The following is a 22734-nucleotide window of genomic DNA, read 5'->3' on the forward strand; positions in this document are numbered from 1 at the left end:
CTTTATTACATTTATATTATCTTTAACTTTTGGAATAGGCTGAGTTTTGTTAGTTAAAGTCTTTTCATTAGTTTATAATATATTATATTAAATAATAATATAAATGTTATCAAAATTTTTTATTTTATTAATTACTTTATTGTTGATTAATAGTATATAAAATAAATTCTATCTATTAAAATTTATTTAAGGCAGATTTAAATAAATAACTAGTCAGTATGCTAGTTTATTTTGTGAATCACTTCTTACTTGGAACATAATAATAGTACAACTATCAGCATAATCCAAGTTATTATATTTCACAAAATATCTGTAACATCTTTTACTTGTTATTTATTTTCATATGCCTAATTACTTTTAAATTGAGGTGTTAAAATGAATAAAAATAAACAAAAAAGAATAGCTGTTATAAATGATTTATCTGGATTCGGGCGTTGTTCTTTAACTGTTGCACTTCCAATAATATCTGCTATGAAAATTCAGTGTTGTACATTGCCAACTGCAATTTTATCTACAAATACAGCATTTCCGAATTTCTTTTTTGATGACTATACAAATAAAATGAAAAACTTCACAAATCATTGGAAAGAACTGAACTTAGAATTTGATGGAATATCTACAGGTTTTTTAGGTTCTAAAGATCAAATTGACATTGTCATAGATTTTATAAAGAAATTTAAAACTGACACTACTAAAGTTTTAGTTGATCCGATAATGGGTGATTATGGAAAGATATATTCAACATATACAGATGAAATGTGTAATGAAATGAAATTACTAATAAAATATGCTGACATAATAACCCCAAACTTAACTGAAGCTTGTAAATTAATAGATATGCCTTATCCTGATAAAGCTTTAGATCAAGCCGAACTTGAATTTATCGCTAAGAATTTATGTGAAAATGGCCCTAAGAAAGTTGTTATAACAGGACTTCAAAATGATGATTATGTACAAAATTTTATTTATGAAATAGGTAAATCGCCTGAAATAGTTAGTGTAAAAAAGATTGGAAAAGATCGTTCAGGTACAGGTGATGTTTTTAGCTCAATACTAGCTGCTGATATGATAAATAATATAAATATCGTAGATAGTGTAAAAAAGGCTAGTGACTTCATAAGTAAATGTATAAAATACACATCAAAATTAGATATCTCAGCTTATGAAGGAATTTGCTTTGAGGAGTTTTTATGTGAATTATAAAAAAGTCGCTACAACACGCTTTTTAGTTGAGAGTTGATAATTGAGAATTGAAAGTTTTAGTTGAAAATCCTAAAGATCTTCTAGAAATATATATTTTAAAATTCCATAAAGAATTTTTTCATTAACTCTCAACTTTCCACTATCAATTCTCAACTAATTTTATATATATTTTTCTAAGTTTTCTTTTATTTTTTCTTTTGGTAAAAATCCAATTTCAGTACTTACATCCTTACCATCTTTAAATATTATCATAGTTGGAATGCTAGATACATTAAATTTAGTTGCTAATTCTCCACTTTCATCTACATCGACTTTAAAGAATTTGACTTTATCTTTCATTTCTTCTTCTAATTGTTCAAATATAGGTGCTAACATTTTGCAAGGTCCACACCAATTAGCAAAAAAGTCTACTATTACAACACCTTCTTTTATTTCATTATCAAATTCATCAACTTTTAATATTTTTGACATAATTTATTACCTCACTTTATAAATTTATTTTTATTTCTTAAATCTATATAAATATATAATTCAATTAACAATGTTCAACTTTTAATAATTAATCAATAATAACAAATTAGCTACTCCACACTTTTTAGTTGAGAGCGACATATTTATTCTTTATTTTTTTCATCAACATAAGAAGCTGCAGATAATGCTGCAATATTCCCCTCTCCTGCTGCTTTAATATATTGATAAGGTACACCTACTATATCTCCTGCTGCAAAACAACCTTTTATATTAGTCTTCATAAGTCTATCTACTTTAACATGATTTTCATATAAATCTAATCCTGGTACTAATTGACCTGGAGATATACTATCCCTTAATATAAATATACCATCTGTATCAATCTCCCTATTAGATAAAACTAAAGATTTAACTTTATTATCTCCATTTATTTTTATAGGTTTATCTTTTATAACTTCAATATTTGAATTAATATTCACTTCTTCATTATACATAGGTACATAATATACTTTAGATGCTATAGATGCTATAAAGTTAGCTTCATGTTCATCTTTTTTATTGTAAGCTATTATAGTAACTATTTTATCTTTATATAGAGGTGCATCACATGTAGCACAATATCCAACACCTTTTCCTAAAAATGCTTCTTCTCCTTCAAACGGCTTACCAAAATTTACTCCTGTAGCTAAAATTATAGAAGTTGCTTCATACATTTTTTCATTTATCATTAATGAAAAGTAATCTCCCATTGCATAAATATTATTTACTCTTTCTTCTGTAATTTCTATATCCATTGACTTTAAATGATTAAGAAACTCATCTCTTATTTCAAGTCCACTTTTTTCATAAAAACCTAAATAATTATTTATCTTAGGAGCTCTAGTTAATTTATTACTAATATTTTTACTTCCAAAAATAATAAAATTCTTTTTTCTAATCTTTAAATTTAAAGCAGCTGATAATCCTGCTGGTCCACTACCTACGATTGCTACATCATATCTTTCCGCCATGAGCTTACCCTCCTACATTTTCTCATTAATAATAATGAATCTAAAATATATTATTACTAAAAACTTACGTTTAAATACATTAACTTAATATAAATTTTCACCTTAAAACTTATATATTAGTTAATAAAATATATTTTGTAAAATTTAATTTAATAAAATTTATTTATTTGATTTATTATATATCTTTATTATTAATAATGTCAACTAAATTTATAAACACTAAAATTCTATACTTAGCTTGTCACTTCAAATAAGATTTTTAATTTTCATGGTTGTAATATATTAGAAGCAGTATTAAAATTATTTAAGGCATATGAAAATAGATTAGCATGCTGACTATTTATTTGAATGTGCCTAAAGTAATATATTAAAATTATATTTAAAATTTGCTAAGGAGGCTTTTTTATGATTTATTATGACTATCATATGCATTCTAATTTTTCTGCTGACTCTCAAACACCAATGGAAGATATGATAAAAAAATCTATTGAATTAGGACTTAAAGAAATTTGTTTTACAGACCATGTTGATTATGATATTTTAGAAAATCCAAATGTAAAAATTGATTATAATAAATACTTTGAAGATTTAAATTTTTATAAAAATAAGTATAAAAATAAAATTACTATAAAAAAAGGTATAGAAATGGGACTGCAAACTCAAGTTTTAGATCGTTGTTCTAATGAAATAAAAGAAAATGATTTTGATTTTGTAATTGGGTCTATACATACTATAGATAGATACGAACTATGTAAAGGTGGTTTCCACAAAGGAAAAACTCAACATGAAACTTATGAAGGATATTATAAAAGATTATTAGAAATAATAAACTTATATGATGACTATTCTATTTTGGGACATGTTGATTTGATAAAAAGATATGGAAATTATGATACTATTTTAAAAGATGAACTTTTCTTTGACTATTTAGAAGCTATATTAAAAAAAGTAATTCATTCTGGTAAAGGAATTGAAATTAATACTTCTTCTTTTAGATATAATCTTCCTGATTTAACACCATCAAAAAACATCATTAAAATGTATAAAGATTTAGGTGGTGAGATACTTACTATAGGTTCAGACTCACACAATCCAACTCAAATAGCTAATAAATTTAATTATATTCATGATGTATTAGGTTCTATGGGATATAAATATATCTGTAAATTTAATAAGATGAAACCTGAATTTATAAAAATATAACATAAAAAAGTGACTACGCTATTGCTTTTTTAGTTGAGAATGGATAATTACGAGTTGAGAGCTTTCATTAAAAATCTTAAAGACTTTCTGAAAATATAAATTTTTTAAATCACACTATCATATTTATAGATATAAATAATTTAGAAATTTTATATTTAAAATTCCCTAAGGAATTTTTTCATTAACTCTCAACTATCAATTCTCAACTTATCCTAAAGATTATTTTCCTTGTAAATAACCATCTATAGCTTCTGCTGCTTTTTTACCAGCACCCATAGCAAGTATTACTGTTGCAGCTCCTGTTACAGCATCTCCACCAGCATAAACTCCTTCTTTAGTTGTTAATCCACTTTCATCAGCAACTATACATTTCCATTTGTTAACTTCTAATCCTTCAGTTGTTGAAGAAATTAATGGATTTGGTGATGTTCCAAGTGACATTATTACTGTATCAACATCCATAATAAATTCAGAATCTTTAATTTCCACAGGTCTTCTTCTACCTGAAGCATCTGCCTCTCCAAGTTCCATCTTTACGCATCTCATTCCTTTTACCCATCCATTTTCATCAGCTATAATTTCTGTTGGATTTGTTAAAACATCAAAGATTACGCCTTCTTCTTTAGCATGATGTATTTCTTCAGCTCTTGCTGGTAATTCAGCATCACTTCTTCTATAAACTATATGTGTTTCTGCTCCAAGTCTTAATGCAGTTCTAGCTGCATCCATAGCAACATTTCCACCACCAACTACAACAACCTTTTTGCCTAATTTAACTGGTGTATGGTACTCTTCTTTAAAAGCTTTCATTAAATTAACTCTTGTTAAAAATTCATTTGCAGAAAATACTCCGTTAGCATTTTCTCCATTTATACCCATGAATTTTGGAAGACCTGCACCTGATCCAATAAATACTGCATCAAATCCTTCTTCTTTCATTAATTCATCTATTGTTATTGTTCTTCCTATAATTACATTAGTTTCAATTTTTACTCCTAATTTTTTGATATTTTCAATTTCAGACTTAACTACTTTTTCCTTTGGAAGTCTAAATTCTGGTATACCATAAACTAAAACTCCACCTGCTTCATGTAAAGCTTCAAATATAGTAACTTCATATCCTTTTTTAGCTAAATCCCCTGCACAAGTAAGACCTGCAGGACCACTTCCAATAACAGCTATTTTCTTTCCTTTTGCTTCCTCTGTTTGTGCTAAATCTATATTATTTTTTCTTGCCCAATCAGCAACAAATTTTTCTAATTTACCTATTGCTACAGCTTCACCCTTTATTCCAAGTACACATTTACCTTCACATTGACTTTCTTGTGGACATACTCTTCCACAAACTGCTGGAAGTGCACTGTATTTAGCTATTTCTTTAGCTGCACTTTCAAAATCGCCATCTTTAACTTTAGCTATAAATGCTGGAATGTTAATTGATACTGGACATCCCTCTACGCATTTAGGGTTTTTACAACCTAAACATCTTGAAGCTTCTTTTATAGCTTCTTCTTCATTATATCCTAAGCATACTTCTTCAAAATTTTTAGCTCTCTTTTCTGGTGCTTGCTCAGTAACAGGCGTTCTTTTCATTCTGTCTTGCATATTCATTATTTATCACCTCTACATCCACAACCACCATGGCTATGAGTGTCCCCTTCTTCTATTCTTAATTGTGCTTTTCCTTCTTCTGTTTTGTACATTGTTTGTCTTCTCATTGATTCATCAAAATCAACTAAATGTCCATCAAATTCTGGTCCATCAACACAAGCAAATTTAACTTCTCCACCAACAGTAACTCTACAAGCACCACACATTCCTGTTCCATCTACCATTATAGGATTTAAACTTACAGTTGTTTTAATTCCAAGTTCTTTAGTTAATGCAGCCATAAATTTCATCATTATCATAGGTCCAATAACCACTGCATGATCATATTTATTTCCTTTTTTAACTAAATCACTTAAACAATCAGTAACTCTACCATTAAAGCCATATGATCCATCATCAGTTGCAACATAAAGATTTCCAGAAACTTTTCTCATTTCTTCTTCTAATATTAGTAGTTCTTTATTTCTAGAACCAATTATTACATCACACTCAATTCCATTTTCATGCATCCATTTAACTTGTGGATAAACTGGTGCAGCACCAACTCCACCTGCTATAAAAATAATATTTTCTTTCTTTAAATCTTCTATATTTTCGTGAACAAATTCACTTGGTTGCCCTAGTGGTCCAACAAAATCACAGACATAATCTCCTTCTTCAAAAGTAGCCAATTGCTTTGTTCCTTGGCCTACTGTTTGAAAAACTATTGCTACTGTTCCTTTTTCTTTATCATAATCTGCTATAGTTAAAGGGATTCTTTCACCTTTTTCATCATTTTTTATTATTATAAATTGACCTGGTTTGGCTGATTTTGCTACTCTTGGAGCTTCTATATCCATTAAAAATATATTACTTGTAAGCTCTCTTTTACTAACTATCTTATACATCATTTGTCCCCCCACATTTTTTTATCAATTTTATATGTTTTTCCTTATGTAATCAATGTTTTTTTTACCTATTTATGTTATATAATTGATTTTATAACTTTTAATTACAATTTATAGTTAATAATAACAAAAGCTCTCTAAAACGAGAGCTATTGCTAATTAAAAATCAACTACAAACATATTATCATACAATTTTATTTTAAACCCACTAAAATTTCAATTTAGTCATTTTAGTATACATAATTTTAATTAATCAGTCTACCTTTAATTAACATATTAATAACTCTGATATTATAAGTTAACTTTATTTCCATAGAATGTACATTCAAATAGTTTTTCCATTGTTTTATCATCTATAGTTCTAGGATTTGATCCTGTACATGCATCTAATACTGCATTATGAGCTATAAATTCAAGATTAGCCTTAAAATCTGCTTCTTCAATACCATATTCCTTCATTGTATGAGGAATATTTAATGCATCATTGAAATCATTAATTAATTTAATTAATGAATCAGTTAATTCTGCATCAGTATTACCTTCTAATTTTAATAATCTTGCAATATCTGCATATCTATCTTCACATTCTACTCTATTATATTGCATTACATATGGTAAGAATATTGCATTAGCACATCCATGTGGAATGTGGAATACAGCACCTACTTTATGAGCCATAGAATGAACTATTCCAAGTAATGCATTTGAGAAAGCCATTCCAGCTAAACATTGTGCTTCGTGCATTAAGTTTCTAGCTTCTTTATCTCCTTCAAATGATTTAACTAAATTTTTATTAACCATTTCTATTGCTTTCATAGCTAATGGATCTGAGAAATTTGATCTTAAACCTGCAGTATATGCTTCAATAGCATGAGTTAATGCATCCATTCCAGTATGAGCTACTAATTTAGCTGGCATTGTTTGAGCTAATTCTGGATCAACTATAGCTATATCTGGAGTTATATTAAAATCAGCTAAAGGATATTTTATTTTTTCTGTGTAATTTGTTATTACTGAAAAAGCTGTAACTTCTGTAGCAGTACCACTTGTTGATGGAATAGCTACAAATTTAGCTTTTTGTCTTAATTCTGGTAATCCAAATGGAACAACAGCTTGTTCAAAAGTGAAATCTGGGTATTCATAGAATATCCACATAGCTTTTGCAGCATCTATTGGTGATCCTCCACCCATAGCAACTATCCAATCAGGCTCAAAGTTTCTCATAGCTTCTGCACCCTTCATTACAGTTTCTACTGATGGATCTGGTTCAACCCCTTCAAATAATTGTACTTCCATTCCTGCTTCTTTTAAATAGTCTTCAACTTTTTGAAGGAAACCAAACCTTTTCATTGATCCACCACCAACTACTACAAAAGCTCTCTTTCCTTTTAAAGTTTTTAGTGTTTCTAAAGCTCCTTCACCATGATATAAATCTCTTGGTAATGTAAAACGTGCCATAATCTGTTCCTCCTAAAATATATCTTTTAATTTCTTAATTACTTTTTTATTATTTTTAAGCTATTTTACAATTAAATAACTTACGTAAATATATGTAGCAAGAAACATGCCACATTGTTATTACTTTATCAATCTTTCTTATTTAAGCCATTTTTTAATAGATATATCTTTTTAAAAAATAATAATGTCCTAAAACAATACACTTTTTCTTATTGAAAACGTATTATTTTAGGACACCGTTCAAATTTATTACACTTTTATAATAAAATAATATTTTCTTACACAAAATTTATGTTAAAAATCATTTTATGTTTTACTAACAATACTAAAAATATCACTACATCTTATACTTTTTTATTTTTAAATATAATGTATTTCTACTTATCCCTAATGCTTGGGCTACTTTTGTCATGTTATGATTATATGCCTTAACTGCTTTTTTAATAGTTTCTTTTTCTAAATCTTCTAAATTAAAATTTTTATTTTCTAAATGAGATATTTTATAATCTTCATGACAACACTCATTTATATTATTTTTAGAGCATACTTCTTTTGTTTTATCATCATTATCCTCTCTTAAATCAAATGATAATATTCCATCTAAATTAACTATATTTTCAATATAATTTTCTAGCTGCCTTATGTTGCCTGGCCAATCATATGACAATAAATTTTTATATAATTCATAATCAATTTTAGGAATTCTTTTATTAAGTTTAAAAGACTTTATTCTTAAGAAGTATTCTATTAACTTTTCAACATCACCTTTTCTTTCACGTAAAGGAGGTAATGTTATTGGAATAACACATAATCTATAATAAAGATCTTCTCTAAATGTTCCTTTTTCTACCTCTTTCTTTAGCTTCTTATTTGTAGCTGCAATTACTCTAACATCAACAGAAATCTCTTTGCTCCCACCAAGTCTAGTTACTTTACCTTCTTGCAATACTCTTAAAAGCTTAACTTGCATATCTAATGGCATTTCAGCAATTTCATCTAAAAATAAAGTTCCTCCATTTGCTACTTCAAACTTTCCTGGTTTGCCACCTTTTTTTCCACCAGTAAATGTACCATCTTCATATCCAAATAATTCACTCTCTATAATATTTATTGGTATAGCGCCACAATTTATAGCAACAAACTTCTTAGTTCTCCTTAAACTATAATTATGCATAGCTTGTGCTAACACTTCTTTACCTGTTCCACTTTCACCTTGGATCAAAACAGTAGATGGACTATTTGATATTATTTTACTATTAGTTATTACGTTAACAATAGCTGCACTCTCTCCTATAATATCATTAAAAGTCCAAAAAGCTCCTGTTGGATTCTTTAAGTCACTTTCTTCATTTTCGTTTATCATAGTCACAACCATTCCAATTATTTTTTCTTTATGACTAATTCCCTTAAACTCTAATTTAGTCTTATACTTACTTGTATGCTTAAGCTTAACTTCTTTGATTATTTTATTTTTATTTATATCTAATTCTTCAAATACATTTCCTATATTAGGCAGAATATAATGAACTTTTTCATGTAATAAAAACTCTTTAGGTTTATTAAATATCTCTGCTCCAAAACTATTTATATTAATTATTTTTTGATCTTTATCTATAATCATAATCCCTTTATCAAAATTATCTATAATGCTTTCCATATAGTTATAAGTTTGCGTTAATATATTGTTTATCTTTCTATTATCAAATTCATTTTCTATTGCTTTTACCCCAAACATAACTAACCCTAAAGTATGAGGATGTTTCATATTGCTTCTAGCACTTAAATTTAATGTTCCTATTATTTTACCATCAGTATCATGAATAGGAGCAGCTGAACACGTTAATCCTTGAAGCCCTAAAATGTAGTGTTCATTAGCAGTTATTTGAATACAATTATTTTCTTTAATAGCAGTTCCCATAGCATTTGTACCAATACTTTGCTCATCCATATATGCTCCAACTTTAATGTTGATACAATCTAATTTATTAGCATTTTCTTCTGCCCCTTTTATATATAAAATACAGCCATTTTTATCAGTTAAAATAATAATAAACTGGTCATCTATAACAGCTGAAAAAAACATATCAATATATAATTTTGATATTTCTATTAACTCTTTATTAGCTGCTAAAACTTTTTCTAATTGTATTCCTGAAAGAATTTTCTTTGAATAACTTGATTTTTTTTCAATCCCATAATTTTTACTTCTTTTATGAGAATCTTCAACCAACATTCTTTTGCTCTTCATTTAAACTCCCCTATTCATTTTAAGTTAAAACACATTCAAATAAATAACTAGTCAGTATGCTAGTTTATTTTGTGAACTACTTCTTCCTTTGAACCTATTTGGCTTATTATTTATTTTTATATGACTAAATACATCCATGACAAACTATATTTTCATAAAATATTCTATAAATATTATATCTTATATAAACCCACTTAAAAATATATAAAAAAAATAACTAAGAATATTCTTTTTTATTTCTTAGTTATTTTTTTTGTTTAATTTTCTATTTTCCTGAAGAATCTCCAAGTAGTATAATTTTTACATCTTTTACTCCCCACTGATTACATTCTTCTTCGCTATTAAAATATAAATCAATCTTATTTCCTTTTATTGCTGGTCCACTATCAGCTGCCACTGCATAGCCATACCCCTCTATGTATAAAATTGAACCATAAGGAAATATACTTGGATCTACTGAAATTGTGCTAATTCCTTGAGGATTTCTTACGCACGGAATTCCACTTGATGTCATTCCTCCTGAAGAATACGCTGTAGATGAACATATCATCTCAATATTATGATCTGTTCCATTAGAAATATAAGCTTGTGCTTCATTATTAGAAAAAGTTATTGTAACAGCACAAATGCTTATCATAGCCATTGCAAATATAGCAAATTTTTTTCTAAGACTTTTAAGAAATATTATATCCTCATATTTCTTTAACATCCCATCTCCCCTTATCTTATATAATGTATTTTTCATTATACCATATTTAATATAACCACTCAATCAGTATAATTACACAATGTAAACATATACTGTGTTGCATTGTATTATATAAAATATAAAAATAGTAGCTTTACTTTTTTCAAGTCAGCTACTATTTAAAATTATTATATTTTAATTATTCTTCACTTTTACCCACATCTGAAAGAATAATATCTTTGTTATGATCTAAAGCCCAACTTATTCCCCAATCATTTTGGAATATAAGTAAGTTTCTATCTCTTAAGTCTTTAACTTTCTTAGTATCAGAAGTTAAGTTTAACTTATCCATATCAACATCTTTATTTTCTATCCATCTTACATATCTATAAGCTAATCTGTCCATTTTAATATCTACATTATATTCATTCTTTAATCTATATTCTAGAACTTCAAATTGAAGTACACCAACAACTCCAACTATAATTTCTTCCATACCTATATGTATTTCCTTAAATACTTGAATTGCACCTTCTTGAGCAATTTGAGTTACACCTTTTATAAATTGTTTTCTCTTCATAGTATCTACTGGTCTTACCCTTGCAAAATGTTCTGGTGCGAAAACTGGTATTCCTTCAAATTTAAATTTCTTTGATGGTGAACATAATGTATCACCTATTGAGAATATACCTGGATCAAATACTCCAATGATATCTCCTGCATAAGCTTCTTCAACAATTTCTCTATCTTGAGCCATAAATTGTTGAGGTTGAGCAAGTTTAATTTTCTTACCACCTTGAATATGATATACATCTTCACCTTTATTAAACTTACCAGAGCAAATTCTCATGAATGCAATTCTGTCTCTATGAGCTTTATTCATATTAGCTTGGATCTTAAATACAAAGGCTGAGAATTTATTTTCAAATGGATCTATAACCCCTTCTGATGAATTTCTTGCAAGTGGTGATGTAGTCATTTCTAAGAAATGTTCTAAGAATGGTTCAACACCGAAATTAGTTAAAGCAGACCCAAAGAATATTGGAGTTAATTCCCCTCTTCTTACTGCTTCTAAATCTAACTCATCTCCAGCTATATCTAAAAGTTCGATATCTTCCATTAATTTTTCATGAAGTGCTTCTCCTAAAATTTCTCTAAACTTAGGATCATCAACTGAGCCTTCTATAGCTTCAACTTCATTTTGACCATGATTTCCACCATTAAATGCTATAATTCTCTTATTATCTCTTTCATATACGCCTTTAAAATCTTTACCTGAACCTATTGGCCAATTCATAGGATAAGTTTTAATTCCTAATTCATTTTCAATATCTTCAAGTAATTCAAATGGATCTTTAGCTTCTCTATCCATCTTATTTACAAAAGTGAATATAGGCATTTCTCTTAAAGATGCAACATGGAATAATTTTCTTGTTTGATCTTCTATACCCTTTGCAGCATCTACAACCATTACTGCACTATCTGCTGCCATAAGTGTTCTATATGTATCTTCTGAGAAATCTTGGTGACCCGGAGTATCTAATATATTAATACAATGATCATTATAATTAAATTGCATAACAGAAGAAGTAACTGATATACCTCTTTGTTTTTCAATTTCCATCCAGTCAGAAACTGCATGTTTAGATGCTTTTCTTGCTTTTACAGAACCAGCAAGTCTAATAGCTCCTCCATATAATAAAAACTTTTCTGTTAATGTAGTTTTTCCGGCATCTGGATGGGAAATAATCGCAAATGTTCTTCTTTTCTCAATTTCTTTTATATAATCAGCCAAAAGTAGTCCTCCCTAATTTAAAATTTAATTTATTATATATAAACATTCTTACAAATTAATTATTTTTAGTTAAAAGTTCTAATACAAAATTTAAAGTTTTAATTGAGACTCTTATAAACTTTTTAAAATATATATTTAAAAAATCTAATAAAAAATTATTTTTCTTAGTCCAATATTGCACTTTCAATTCTCAACTAAAATTAAAGTTTCTAAACCCTTATCAAAAAATCTATAACTTCCTTTTTATAATTTTTATTTAATCTTTATAATCCTCTTTATATTTAAAATATATCTAAATAAATTAAATACATTCAATATATTAACTAATGTATTATATCACATATGTACTTTTTTTAACATTAATCTTTACTTTTTTAATGTTTTTTAAATTCTTTTTCTTCATCAATTATTAGTCCAAATTTTAAATAACTTAGGCATATAAAGATAAATAACAAATCTAAAGATGCAACAGATATTTTGTGCAATATAATGATTTTAGTGTGCTATTAATAGATTCCTCCGAATAAATAATTCACAAAATAAGCTATCATACTCACTAATTATTTATTTGAATGTATCTTAAATATTGCCTAAAAATTAAATCAACTAGCAAAAAGAAAAAAGCTGTTGTTTCATGCACTCTACCATTATCAAGATTAATCTTTGCTGTTGATATATAAAGATTATATTTACAATGCCTAGCTAACATATTATCACTAAATTTAGTCATTGATATAGTATTAATTCCGTGCATTTTAAAGTTATTTGTTATTCCTTTTAAAAGTTCATTTTTTCCAGATAATGATATTGTTATGAATACGTCTTTATCAGTTATATCTGAAACTACAGTTTTTAATTCTGTCTCTCCCTCAATTACATAAAGATATTTACTTACTATTAAAAATGTTCTTTGCATTTCTTTGGCTACAGCTGTTTGAGTCATTCCTGTTCCATATACAAATACTCTATCAGCTTTATATATTAATTCACATATTTTAAGGAGCTTTTTATTATCTAAATGTTTTTTAGTTTCTTCTAAATCTAAATAAAACTTACTTATATAATCTTCCTCATCTGTTTTTTCCTCTTCTTCTTCTTCCCATCTTAAAAATACCTTAAATTCACTATATCCTTTAAAACCTAATTTTTGAGTAAATCTTAAAATTGTTGTTCTTGATACATTACAATTATCAGCGAGATCATTTATAGATAAATTTCGACATTTATTTTTATTGTTATATATAAATTTCAAAATATATAAATCATTTTCATTAAGTTTTGAATAATTATTATTTACTATCTCTTCTAATTTCATCTCTAATACCTCCCACAACTATTATAATTATATCATATATTAATCAAATTATATTTTTTAAAAAAATTCAATAAAATACTACACTTGTTTAGTTATTTAGACATATATATAATTTAAAGTTTTAGTTGAAAATCCTAATATTTTTTAAAATACATACTTTAAAATTCCCTAAGGAATTTTCTCCTTAACTTTACATTCTCCATTCTCAATTCTCAACTTACCCTTTGCCTCAACTTATATTTAATTAAAGCTATATTTTATCAGTCTTCTAAATTTAAAAAGTCCTGTAATTTCCTTGTATAACAAAAAAAGATTGCTTAATTTTGAATAATTCAAAATTAAGCAACCTATAATTTATTATAATTTAATTATTTTATTAAAACTTTAAATAAATTAAAGTTTATTTTAATTCTGGCCAGTATTCTTTATTAGCTTCAATTAAATCATCAAGAATTTCTTTTGCAACTTTTGCACTTGGTACTGTCTTTGATAATGTAATTGCTTGCCATAGTTTTTGATATGAACCTTCTGCCCATGCTTCAACTGTTAATTTTTCTACTGAAACCTGTTGTTCCATTAATCCTTTTTGGAATTGTGGAATAGCTCCAACAACTAATGGTTCTGGTCCGTTATTTCCAACTATACATGGAATCTCAACCATTGCTGTTTTATCAAAGTTTTCAATAGCTCCATTATTTTCTACTATTAATAACATTCTTTCTTTAGTGTTATATGAAATAGCTCTTGCTAAGTCCACTATATATGAAGCATGTTCATCAACATGTAATTCGCATCCTTTTGCTGTTCCATTTTTAACAACTTTTTCACATTCACCAAATACAAATTTTTCTCTTCCATCCATAACTTCATTGGCTCTAGTGTATTCTTTATTAGAATGTTCTACAACATAATCTTGGAATAAGTAGTATTTTAAATATGTGTTTGGTAAAGTAGTTGGATCTACTGCAAATACATCTTTTGCTTTTCCAAAAGTATCATTCCAGCTAGCATCAGTATGTTGATATTCTTCAACATTAACATTATATCCATATTTAGCAACATGTTCTTTAATCTTTGGCATTAAATCATTTCCTTCTTTATCTTTAACACTTGTCCACCATCCAAAGTGATTTAATCCATAATATTTAATTTCCATTTCTTTTCTTGAAGATAATCCAACTATTTTAGCCATATGTTCTTCAATTCCAACTGGCATATCACATATATTTAATATCTTTGAATTAGGTCTTAACTTTCTAGTAGCTTCTGCAACTATTGCTGCTGGATTAGAGTAATTTAACATCCATGCATTTGGTGAATATCTTTCCATATAATCTATAATTTCAATTATTCCACCAATTGAACGCATTCCATATGCAATTCCTCCTGGTCCGCAAGTTTCTTGACCAACTACGTTATATTTTAATGGAATTTTTTCATCTAATTCTCTCATTGCATATTTTCCAACTCTGATATGAGCCATTACAAAATCAATATCTGTGAAAGCTTCTTCAGGTTTTGTTGTTTGCATAAATTCTATTTCTGGTGCTCTTTCTTTTAATATTATTTCACATGCCTTAGCAACTTTATCTTGTCTTCCAGCATCATTATCATAAAATTTAATCTTTCTAATTGGGAACTTTTCTAAGTTTTCAAGTAACATTAATACTATTCCTGGTGTAAATGTACTTCCACCGCCTGCTATTACTACTGAGAATTTTTTCATTTTTCATTCCTCCTAAAATTACTATATTGTATTAAATCTAATTTTTTAATTAATCTATATATTTATTATTTATATAATATGATCTATTACCTATATATAGGATTGATCATACATTTAACTTTTTAGTTTTGGTATGTTTTAAATTAATTTAATCTTCAAAACATACCATTAAAATATTTTTATAAGTTTTATAGTAAAGATTCAAATCTTTCTCTAACTTGTGGAACTGATAATCCTACTATAACTTGTATTGCTTTTCCTTTATTAACTAAACCATGTGCTCCAGATGCTACAAATACACTGTTATCTTTTACTAAGCTAGGATCTTTTACTGTAACTCTTAATCTAGTTGCACAATTAGTTACATCTTCAATATTATCTTTTCCTCCTAGTGCTTCTAAAAATGCCTTTGCTTTAACGTCTCTAGGATCTTCTCCACCTTCTTCTTTTTCTTGATTCTTTCTAGCTTTATAATCAGATTTTCTATATAATTTTTCTTCTCCATCTTTATTGTCTGTACGTCCTGGAGTTTTAAAATTAAACTTAAGTATTAAGAATCTAAATACAAAGAAGTACATTGCTATAAATATTATTCCTATTACTATTTGAGTTATATAAGTTCCTGGATGATATTTAAATAATGGTAACCAGTTTTGAACTACCCAATCTATTAAACCTGATCCAAAATTACCTGTTACTCCAAATGCAAATGATGTAGCTGATAATGTTGCTGCTAATAATGCATGTACTAAAAATAATACTGGTGCAACAAATAAGAATGTAAATTCAAGTGGTTCAGTAATTCCTGCAAATACTGCTGTTAATGTTGCTGGAATTAAAAGTCCTGCTACAATTTTTTTCTTTTCTGGTTTTGCTGTTGAATACATAGCTAATGCTATACCAATACATCCAAAAACTTTTGATAACCCATGTAATGAAAATCCACCTTCTGGGAACATTTGCTTTAATGAATAAGCTGTATTTGTGAAATCTTGTATATGTGCTGGCCAGTAAGATGCAATTCCTTCATTAACAACTGCTGGTCCAAATATAAATGGTGTATAAATAAAGTGATGTAATCCAGTTGGTATTAATATACGTTCTAAGAATGTGTAAATCCAAACCCCAAACACTCCTGAAATCTTTAAGAAATATTGCATTGAATTAATTCCATTTTGTATAATTGGCCATATAAAACATAGCGCTAATGCAACTGGTATCATTACAAAAAATCCAATTATGCATACAAAAGATGAACCTTTAAATACACCTAACCACTCTGGTAATTCTGTATCAAAATATTTATCATGAATAAATACTGTAATTGCTGAAATTAGTATTGCTCCAACCATTCCTAAATCCAATGTTTTTATATTAGCAATCATTGCTAGTCCACTTACTCCACCTGGTTCTAATGAATAATCTACACCAAATGTTGGTCCCCATAAACTAAGCATTGCTGCCATAAAATAATTAAAAGTTATGTATATAACTAGTGATTCTAAACAAGCACGTGCATTGTTTTTCTTTGCTAGTCCTATCGGAAGTCCAATTACAAATAATAATGGCAATTGTCTAAATACAGTCCAACACCCTTCTTCTATTACATACCAAATGTTGTACCACATAGTACCTTGTGTTGCTATTGAACCCATTATGTCTTGATTTTTAAATAATATTGATAGTGCTACCATTATTCCTGAAAATGAAAACAATAATACCGGTGTAAACATAGCCCCACCAAAGCGTTGAATTTTTTGCATCATAACGTTTTCCCCCTTGTCAATTTTATTTGTTGGATTGCTTTGTTGTGTATATATTATCATCCTAAGATTACGTTTACAATAGAATTTGATTATGTAGTTCTTTTTCACACGCATAGGTAACCGGTATCATTTGTGTGAAATTTCACACCCTTTATAAAATCGCCAAGGCCACTGTTGAGCCGTCAATTTTTTAGCCATGCACCCTTTACAAACTTGGTTAAAAATCCTAAATATTTTCTAAAAATATATACTTTAAAATTCTGCCAGGAATTTTTTCCTTAACTCTCCACTTTCCACTCTCAATTATCAACTAATATTTACTTTAACCTAGATTTTATTAACCTATCAAACTTTAAAATTTCTATAACTTTATTTTATCGTAAATAGAAATGCCCCATATTTAATCACAATTAAATGTAATATAATATGGGACATTCTTCTATAGTATATATGTTCTAATTAACAATGATCAATCCTCAATCATTAATCAATAAAAAAACTTCAATAAAGTTTTTTAATACTATGAATATTAATTATTAGAACTTATATATTACTTATATTATGAAATTGTTGAAGTAGATATTGTGTTTACTTGTTTAATTATTTCTTGTAAACTAGTTTTATTTATATTATCAGTTGTTAATTTAGATATTTCCTTTTTATAAGAATCTAAATTTGTTTTAACCACTCCTGTAAGCCCTACTTCTTCTAATTTTGAAATAGTTAATAAATTTACTTTATTATTCATAACATAACTTTTTATAGTTTCAATTACGCTACTTTCTGAATGCTTAACTTCACATATAACATCAATTGGAGTTGAAATACTATTAATTGCATATTTAAAATCAGTTTTTGAAGCTACATTTGTATCATTAGAATTTTTCCATGAATAAATTATCTCTTCTTTATCATTACTGCTTGCAGTAACTTTAAATAATAACTCCTTACCTGGTTTAGCAATTATAGAACTTCCATTAGATATTGATTTTCCATCATAAGTTGCTATAATACTAGCCCTTATTGATGGTGATTTTATAACATTATACTTTACTGTATAATAATTTATTATTTTAGATGTAACTAATGAATTTACATCTATAGTTTCTCCAATATCATAACCATTGATTGTTACTTTATAAGTTCCATCTGGAACATATACTTTAAATCCATCTGAAATCTCTGTAGCATGTTTTGATACTGTTCCTTGTAATTTAACATTTGATATTCCAGATTTCATTTTTCCGTTTTCATAAATTTCAATTTTAACTTCTCTTAATTTTGCATTACTTAAACTAGCTTTGGCATCTTCTAATGTTTTAACTGCATTATTTATATTATTTATAATTGCATTTACATTTGAATTAGTACTATTAGGTTTTGATGCATTTTCTATTTTTATTGCATCTTTTATAGCACTTTCATATTTATTCCAAATAGTGCTCTCATAAGTATCTTTATCAGCTATTAATTTTAATGTCTTTCTATTTTCTCCATCAATATATTCATCATTTATAGCTTCTATTAATTTTTCTTTTTGATTTTCAAACTCTTGTAAAGATAATTGAACATTAACAGCATCATTAAATGCTTTTTGAATTTTAGATTTTCCTAAATCATCTACAGTAAACGAATTAGTTTTTCCTGAATTATAAATAGCCTTTGCTACCTCTATTTTGTAATTATCATTATTTAATTTACTATAATCATCAAAGTTAAATTTAAAATAATCCTTATTGTTTTCAAGTACTGTTTTTATATCATTGAAATTATTATTAGTTATGGCTAAATTAATTTCATCTATTGCTTTTTTTAAATTTGGATCCACATTTTTAATTGATATAGCATTAGATATTTTTTCTATTCCATTAACGGTTATTTTCACTTTATAAAGACCTGTACTCACATTTCTAAATGTTACTTCTGCATAGCCTGAATTAACTTGTACATTATCCATAACATCTATTTGATTTTCACTAAAATCAAGTAACTCTATTTTTACATTACTGCCATTCCCATTAATAACTCTTGATTTAACTGATATATTTCCTAATTCGTCTGGAGTTGTAATTAAATTATCTATAAAAACATCTATAGGTTTAATTTCACACTTAACATCAACCTTATTTTCAAGTTTTTCTGTTCCATAAGTTGAAATTTTAGATAATTCTTTTCCATTATTATCTTTCCATGAATACTCAAAGCTATTGGTATTATCACTAACCCCTTTAACTCTTATAACTAATTCATTACCACCAAGTAATACATCACCGGATTTAATGTCTTGTCCATCATATTTAGCACTAATAATTTCACCATTAATAGAATCTGATCCTACTATAGAAAAACTTACAGTATAATAATATAATTTAGCAACTATCGGTTTATCATTTTCTAATTTGTCAGTTACACTTACTACTTTTCCTGTATCTATTCCATTAACTAAAATTTTATAATCACCCTCGGTTACTGCGGCTTTTCTTGCTCCATCTATAGCAAAATCTGTTACCACAGGATCATAATTTCCCTTCTTTAAGCTTACTTCTCCATTAAAATCACTCCAGATATTATCTCCATCTTTATAAAGAGTTATTTTAACTAATGAAGCTTTTTCTAAACCTTTATATGCTTTATTTAATGTGTTTATAGCACTATCTATAGTAGTAATAGAATTACTCATAGTGGTATTTTTAGCATATTCTATAGCATCCTTATATGCTTTCCAACTTATTGATGTATACTTATCTGAATTTAATATACCACTATTCTCTTCCCCTTGACACTTATCAATTAATTCTTTTAACGCCTTTCTCTTAGCTTCTAATTCTTGTTTTCTAGAATTAAAATCTTCATTTTCTTTCTTTAACTTAGCTTGTTCCATAACAGCATTATTAAATACCCTAACAATTCCAACTGCTGCATTCTCAAGTTCTTTTCTATATAAATTAGGTTCATCGTTATGATTTGATGATATCTCACTGTTAGACTTTAACTCCTTATAAACTGCTTTTGCTACTTCTAATTGATAAATTTGCTCTTCATCAGGTTTAGAACTTATATTTAAATCATTATATTTATCATACTGACTATTACTTACACCTATATTAACCATATGATTTGTAGTTAATTGATTTTTAATAGATAGTATTTTATCATCTTCACTATTTCCAAGTTTTAAAGCATTATTTATACTTTCTACAGCCTCACCTAAATTTTCATCAAAATTCTTTACATAAGCATTAAATTCTTTAGTTACTGATTTAGAATTTCCTTTTGAAACAGTTGCTGTTAATACTACTTTTTCAACCCCAGTATCATTTATAGACCTATTTAATTTTGCTAAAATAGAAGAATCTTCTGTATTATAATTTTCAGGTATTTTTATTATATTTGAATTTGATGATTTCCATGTAATAGTACTACCATGTGAGCCTTTAATAGGTAAGTTTAAATCATCTATGACTAAACTTAAATTTTCCAGCCTAAGTTCATTCATATCCTTTATAACATCATTATTAGATAATTCATCTTTTGATAATACAGTAAACTCAGATGAATTAACACTAACTTTTCCAACAGTTACTTTTGCATAATATGTTCCTTTTTCAATACCTGTAAATGTAAACCTAATATGTCCACTTCCACCTATATTAAGAGTTTGTGTCTTTTTAACCTTATTAGTTTCTTTATCTATTAAGTCGATTGTTGTATCTATAATTCCTTCATAATTTTTTGCCTTTGCACTTACTTTAACATTTCCAAGGTCTGATTCACTTTCTCCTACAGTTATTTGTATATTATTTACAATAACTGAGTGGCTATTTGAAAAAGATGAATTTCCTGAATTAGAATTACCAGACGAATCCTCTTTAATCCATTTTGCATATACTTTCATATTAGATCTTATTCTAGTATCTTCTGTAAACTCTCTATCAAAATCATCATCTTTATACCAACCATCAAATTTATACCCATCCTTTTTAGGCTCATCTGGTAAGTCAATAGTTTTTCCTGATTTAATATTAGTTATAGGAGACACTTTACTTCCACCATCAGTATCAAATTTAACTTTATATCTTACCTTTATAGTTTTAACATCCTTAAAAATTTCATCATCTGACTTAAAATTATCCGATGAATTATTTGATATGGCGTATGGTGGTTTAGAACCATATGGAAGTAAATTATTTGCCTTATCAAAAGTTTTCATAGGAGTTGGAATACTATCTCCTATTGCATAACCTTTATTACTAAATTTATAACTTTTACCATTTATAGATATATTACCTGTTTGCATTATTCCTTTATCATCAAAAGCATAAATTTTTTCATCTATTTCAATTATTCCTGTTTGTATTATTCCATTAGAATCAGCATAATACCAATATCCCCAATCATTAATCCAGCCAGTTCTCATTATTCCACTATAATCAAAATAATACCAATCTCCATTTATATTTTTCCATCCTATTGATTTTTGTCCATTTTCTGTCCAATTCCAATTTCCAAGATAATCTTTTTTCCATGACGCTGATGCCTTAATAGGTATAAATGTTATAACTATAGTTGCTGTCAATACTGATGCTAATACCTTTCTTAAAAGCACATTCTTCATTATAATCCTCCATCTGTAAACTTTTTCTCTAAAATATTCCTGTTTAATATTTAAATTACTAAACAGGAATATTTTATAATATAATCATATCAAATTTTATTTAACATTTGAAGGACATCCAATCAAAAAGCCTACACATCCACTAACAATATCTCTTAATTGAGATATTATTGGAATTTCTGAATCAGATATTTTAATAAAATCTCTTATTATAAGTAAAAGTATAAGAGAAATTAAACCTATAACAAAAACAATAATAATTTGAGCTCTTCTTTCATAATTTGGTCTTTTTTCTTCTTTTAATTGCTCATTAAAATTATCTATACTTAAATTCTTATTATCCTTTAAAGATAATTCTTCTTTATTATTTAAACAGAATTCTTCACTATTATTATATTTTAAATAATCATTGTGTTTATTTTTGCTGTGTCTTTTATTTCTCACAAAATTAGAACTTATAAAATATCCAAATACAGAAGCTATAGTAGTCCTTACCACCACATCTATTGCATTTATTATTTCTGTTGAATTTATTTTAATCTCACTTGTAAATATTTGAAATGTTATATGGAAAAATAAAATTCCCATAATTATAATTAAACATCTATCTCCTAAACATATTTTATTTAATATATTTTTTAAAAATAAAAATCTCTTTTTCAAAATTAAGCACCTCAATTATTAGAACTACTTTTAATTTTATTTTATGAAATAGATTTTTAAATGGTCTATTTAATA

At 27.0% G+C, this 22734-nt stretch carries 15 protein-coding genes; 2 read left to right on the forward strand and 13 right to left on the reverse strand.

What is annotated here, in order from left to right; translation table 11 throughout:
- Positions 1–375 precede the first annotated feature (375 nt).
- On the forward strand, positions 376–1203 hold the full coding sequence (locus BGI42_RS12835; protein WP_069680676.1) for a pyridoxamine kinase: 828 nt from the start codon (positions 376–378) through the stop codon (positions 1201–1203).
- A gap of 159 nt (positions 1204–1362) precedes the next feature.
- Here BGI42_RS12835 and trxA read toward each other — a convergent pair whose 3' ends face one another.
- Complete coding sequence (trxA, locus tag BGI42_RS12840) at positions 1363–1674, reverse strand: thioredoxin (protein ID WP_069680677.1); 312 nt, start codon at positions 1672–1674, stop codon at positions 1363–1365.
- A gap of 143 nt (positions 1675–1817) precedes the next feature.
- The gene (locus BGI42_RS12845) at positions 1818–2684 is read right to left on the reverse strand and encodes an NAD(P)/FAD-dependent oxidoreductase (protein ID WP_069680678.1); all 867 of its coding nucleotides are present in this window, start codon (positions 2682–2684) and stop codon (positions 1818–1820) included.
- A gap of 405 nt (positions 2685–3089) precedes the next feature.
- On the opposite strand from BGI42_RS12845, the gene BGI42_RS12850 reads away from it, so the two are divergent.
- A complete protein-coding gene (locus tag BGI42_RS12850) occupies positions 3090–3887 on the forward strand; it encodes a histidinol-phosphatase HisJ family protein (protein WP_069680679.1) in 798 nt (265 codons plus the stop codon).
- Between the two features lie 219 nt (positions 3888–4106).
- Here BGI42_RS12850 and gltA read toward each other — a convergent pair whose 3' ends face one another.
- The 11 genes from gltA to BGI42_RS12905 form a co-directional block, all read right to left on the reverse strand.
- Positions 4107–5498 (reverse strand): NADPH-dependent glutamate synthase, encoded by a 1392-nt coding sequence (gene gltA, locus BGI42_RS12855; RefSeq protein ID WP_069680680.1) that lies wholly within the window; start codon positions 5496–5498, stop codon positions 4107–4109.
- Positions 5498–6385 (reverse strand): sulfide/dihydroorotate dehydrogenase-like FAD/NAD-binding protein, encoded by an 888-nt coding sequence (locus BGI42_RS12860; RefSeq protein ID WP_069680681.1) that lies wholly within the window; start codon positions 6383–6385, stop codon positions 5498–5500. Before BGI42_RS12860 ends, gltA begins: the two co-directional genes overlap by 1 nt.
- A gap of 291 nt (positions 6386–6676) precedes the next feature.
- Positions 6677–7843 (reverse strand): iron-containing alcohol dehydrogenase, encoded by a 1167-nt coding sequence (locus BGI42_RS12865; protein ID WP_069680682.1) that lies wholly within the window; start codon positions 7841–7843, stop codon positions 6677–6679.
- Positions 7844–8180: 337 nt separating this feature from the next.
- Entirely contained in the window at positions 8181–10091 is a 1911-nt protein-coding gene (locus tag BGI42_RS12870; RefSeq protein WP_069680683.1) for a sigma-54-dependent Fis family transcriptional regulator, read from the reverse strand.
- A 265-nt stretch (positions 10092–10356) separates the two neighbouring features.
- Entirely contained in the window at positions 10357–10800 is a 444-nt protein-coding gene (locus BGI42_RS12875; RefSeq protein ID WP_069680684.1) for a 3D domain-containing protein, read from the reverse strand.
- 178 nt (positions 10801–10978) lie between these two features.
- Positions 10979–12574 (reverse strand): peptide chain release factor 3, encoded by a 1596-nt coding sequence (locus BGI42_RS12880; protein ID WP_069680685.1) that lies wholly within the window; start codon positions 12572–12574, stop codon positions 10979–10981.
- Positions 12575–13130: 556 nt separating this feature from the next.
- The gene (locus tag BGI42_RS12885; protein ID WP_069680686.1) at positions 13131–13889 is read right to left on the reverse strand and encodes a MurR/RpiR family transcriptional regulator; all 759 of its coding nucleotides are present in this window, start codon (positions 13887–13889) and stop codon (positions 13131–13133) included.
- A gap of 400 nt (positions 13890–14289) precedes the next feature.
- On the reverse strand, positions 14290–15615 hold the full coding sequence (locus BGI42_RS12890) for a 6-phospho-alpha-glucosidase (protein ID WP_069680687.1): 1326 nt from the start codon (positions 15613–15615) through the stop codon (positions 14290–14292).
- Positions 15616–15803: 188 nt separating this feature from the next.
- Positions 15804–17381 (reverse strand): alpha-glucoside-specific PTS transporter subunit IIBC, encoded by a 1578-nt coding sequence (locus BGI42_RS12895; RefSeq protein WP_069680688.1) that lies wholly within the window; start codon positions 17379–17381, stop codon positions 15804–15806.
- Between the two features lie 559 nt (positions 17382–17940).
- Complete coding sequence (locus tag BGI42_RS12900; protein ID WP_069680689.1) at positions 17941–21996, reverse strand: InlB B-repeat-containing protein; 4056 nt, start codon at positions 21994–21996, stop codon at positions 17941–17943.
- Positions 21997–22092: 96 nt separating this feature from the next.
- Positions 22093–22659 carry a hypothetical protein gene (locus BGI42_RS12905; RefSeq protein ID WP_069680690.1) on the reverse strand — a complete coding sequence of 189 codons (567 nt, stop codon included), beginning with the start codon at positions 22657–22659 and terminating at the stop codon, positions 22093–22095.
- Between the last annotated feature and the right edge of the window lie 75 nt (positions 22660–22734).

Origin of the sequence: Clostridium taeniosporum, assembly GCF_001735765.2 — a bacterium.
Lineage (GTDB): Bacteria > Bacillota > Clostridia > Clostridiales > Clostridiaceae > Clostridium > Clostridium taeniosporum.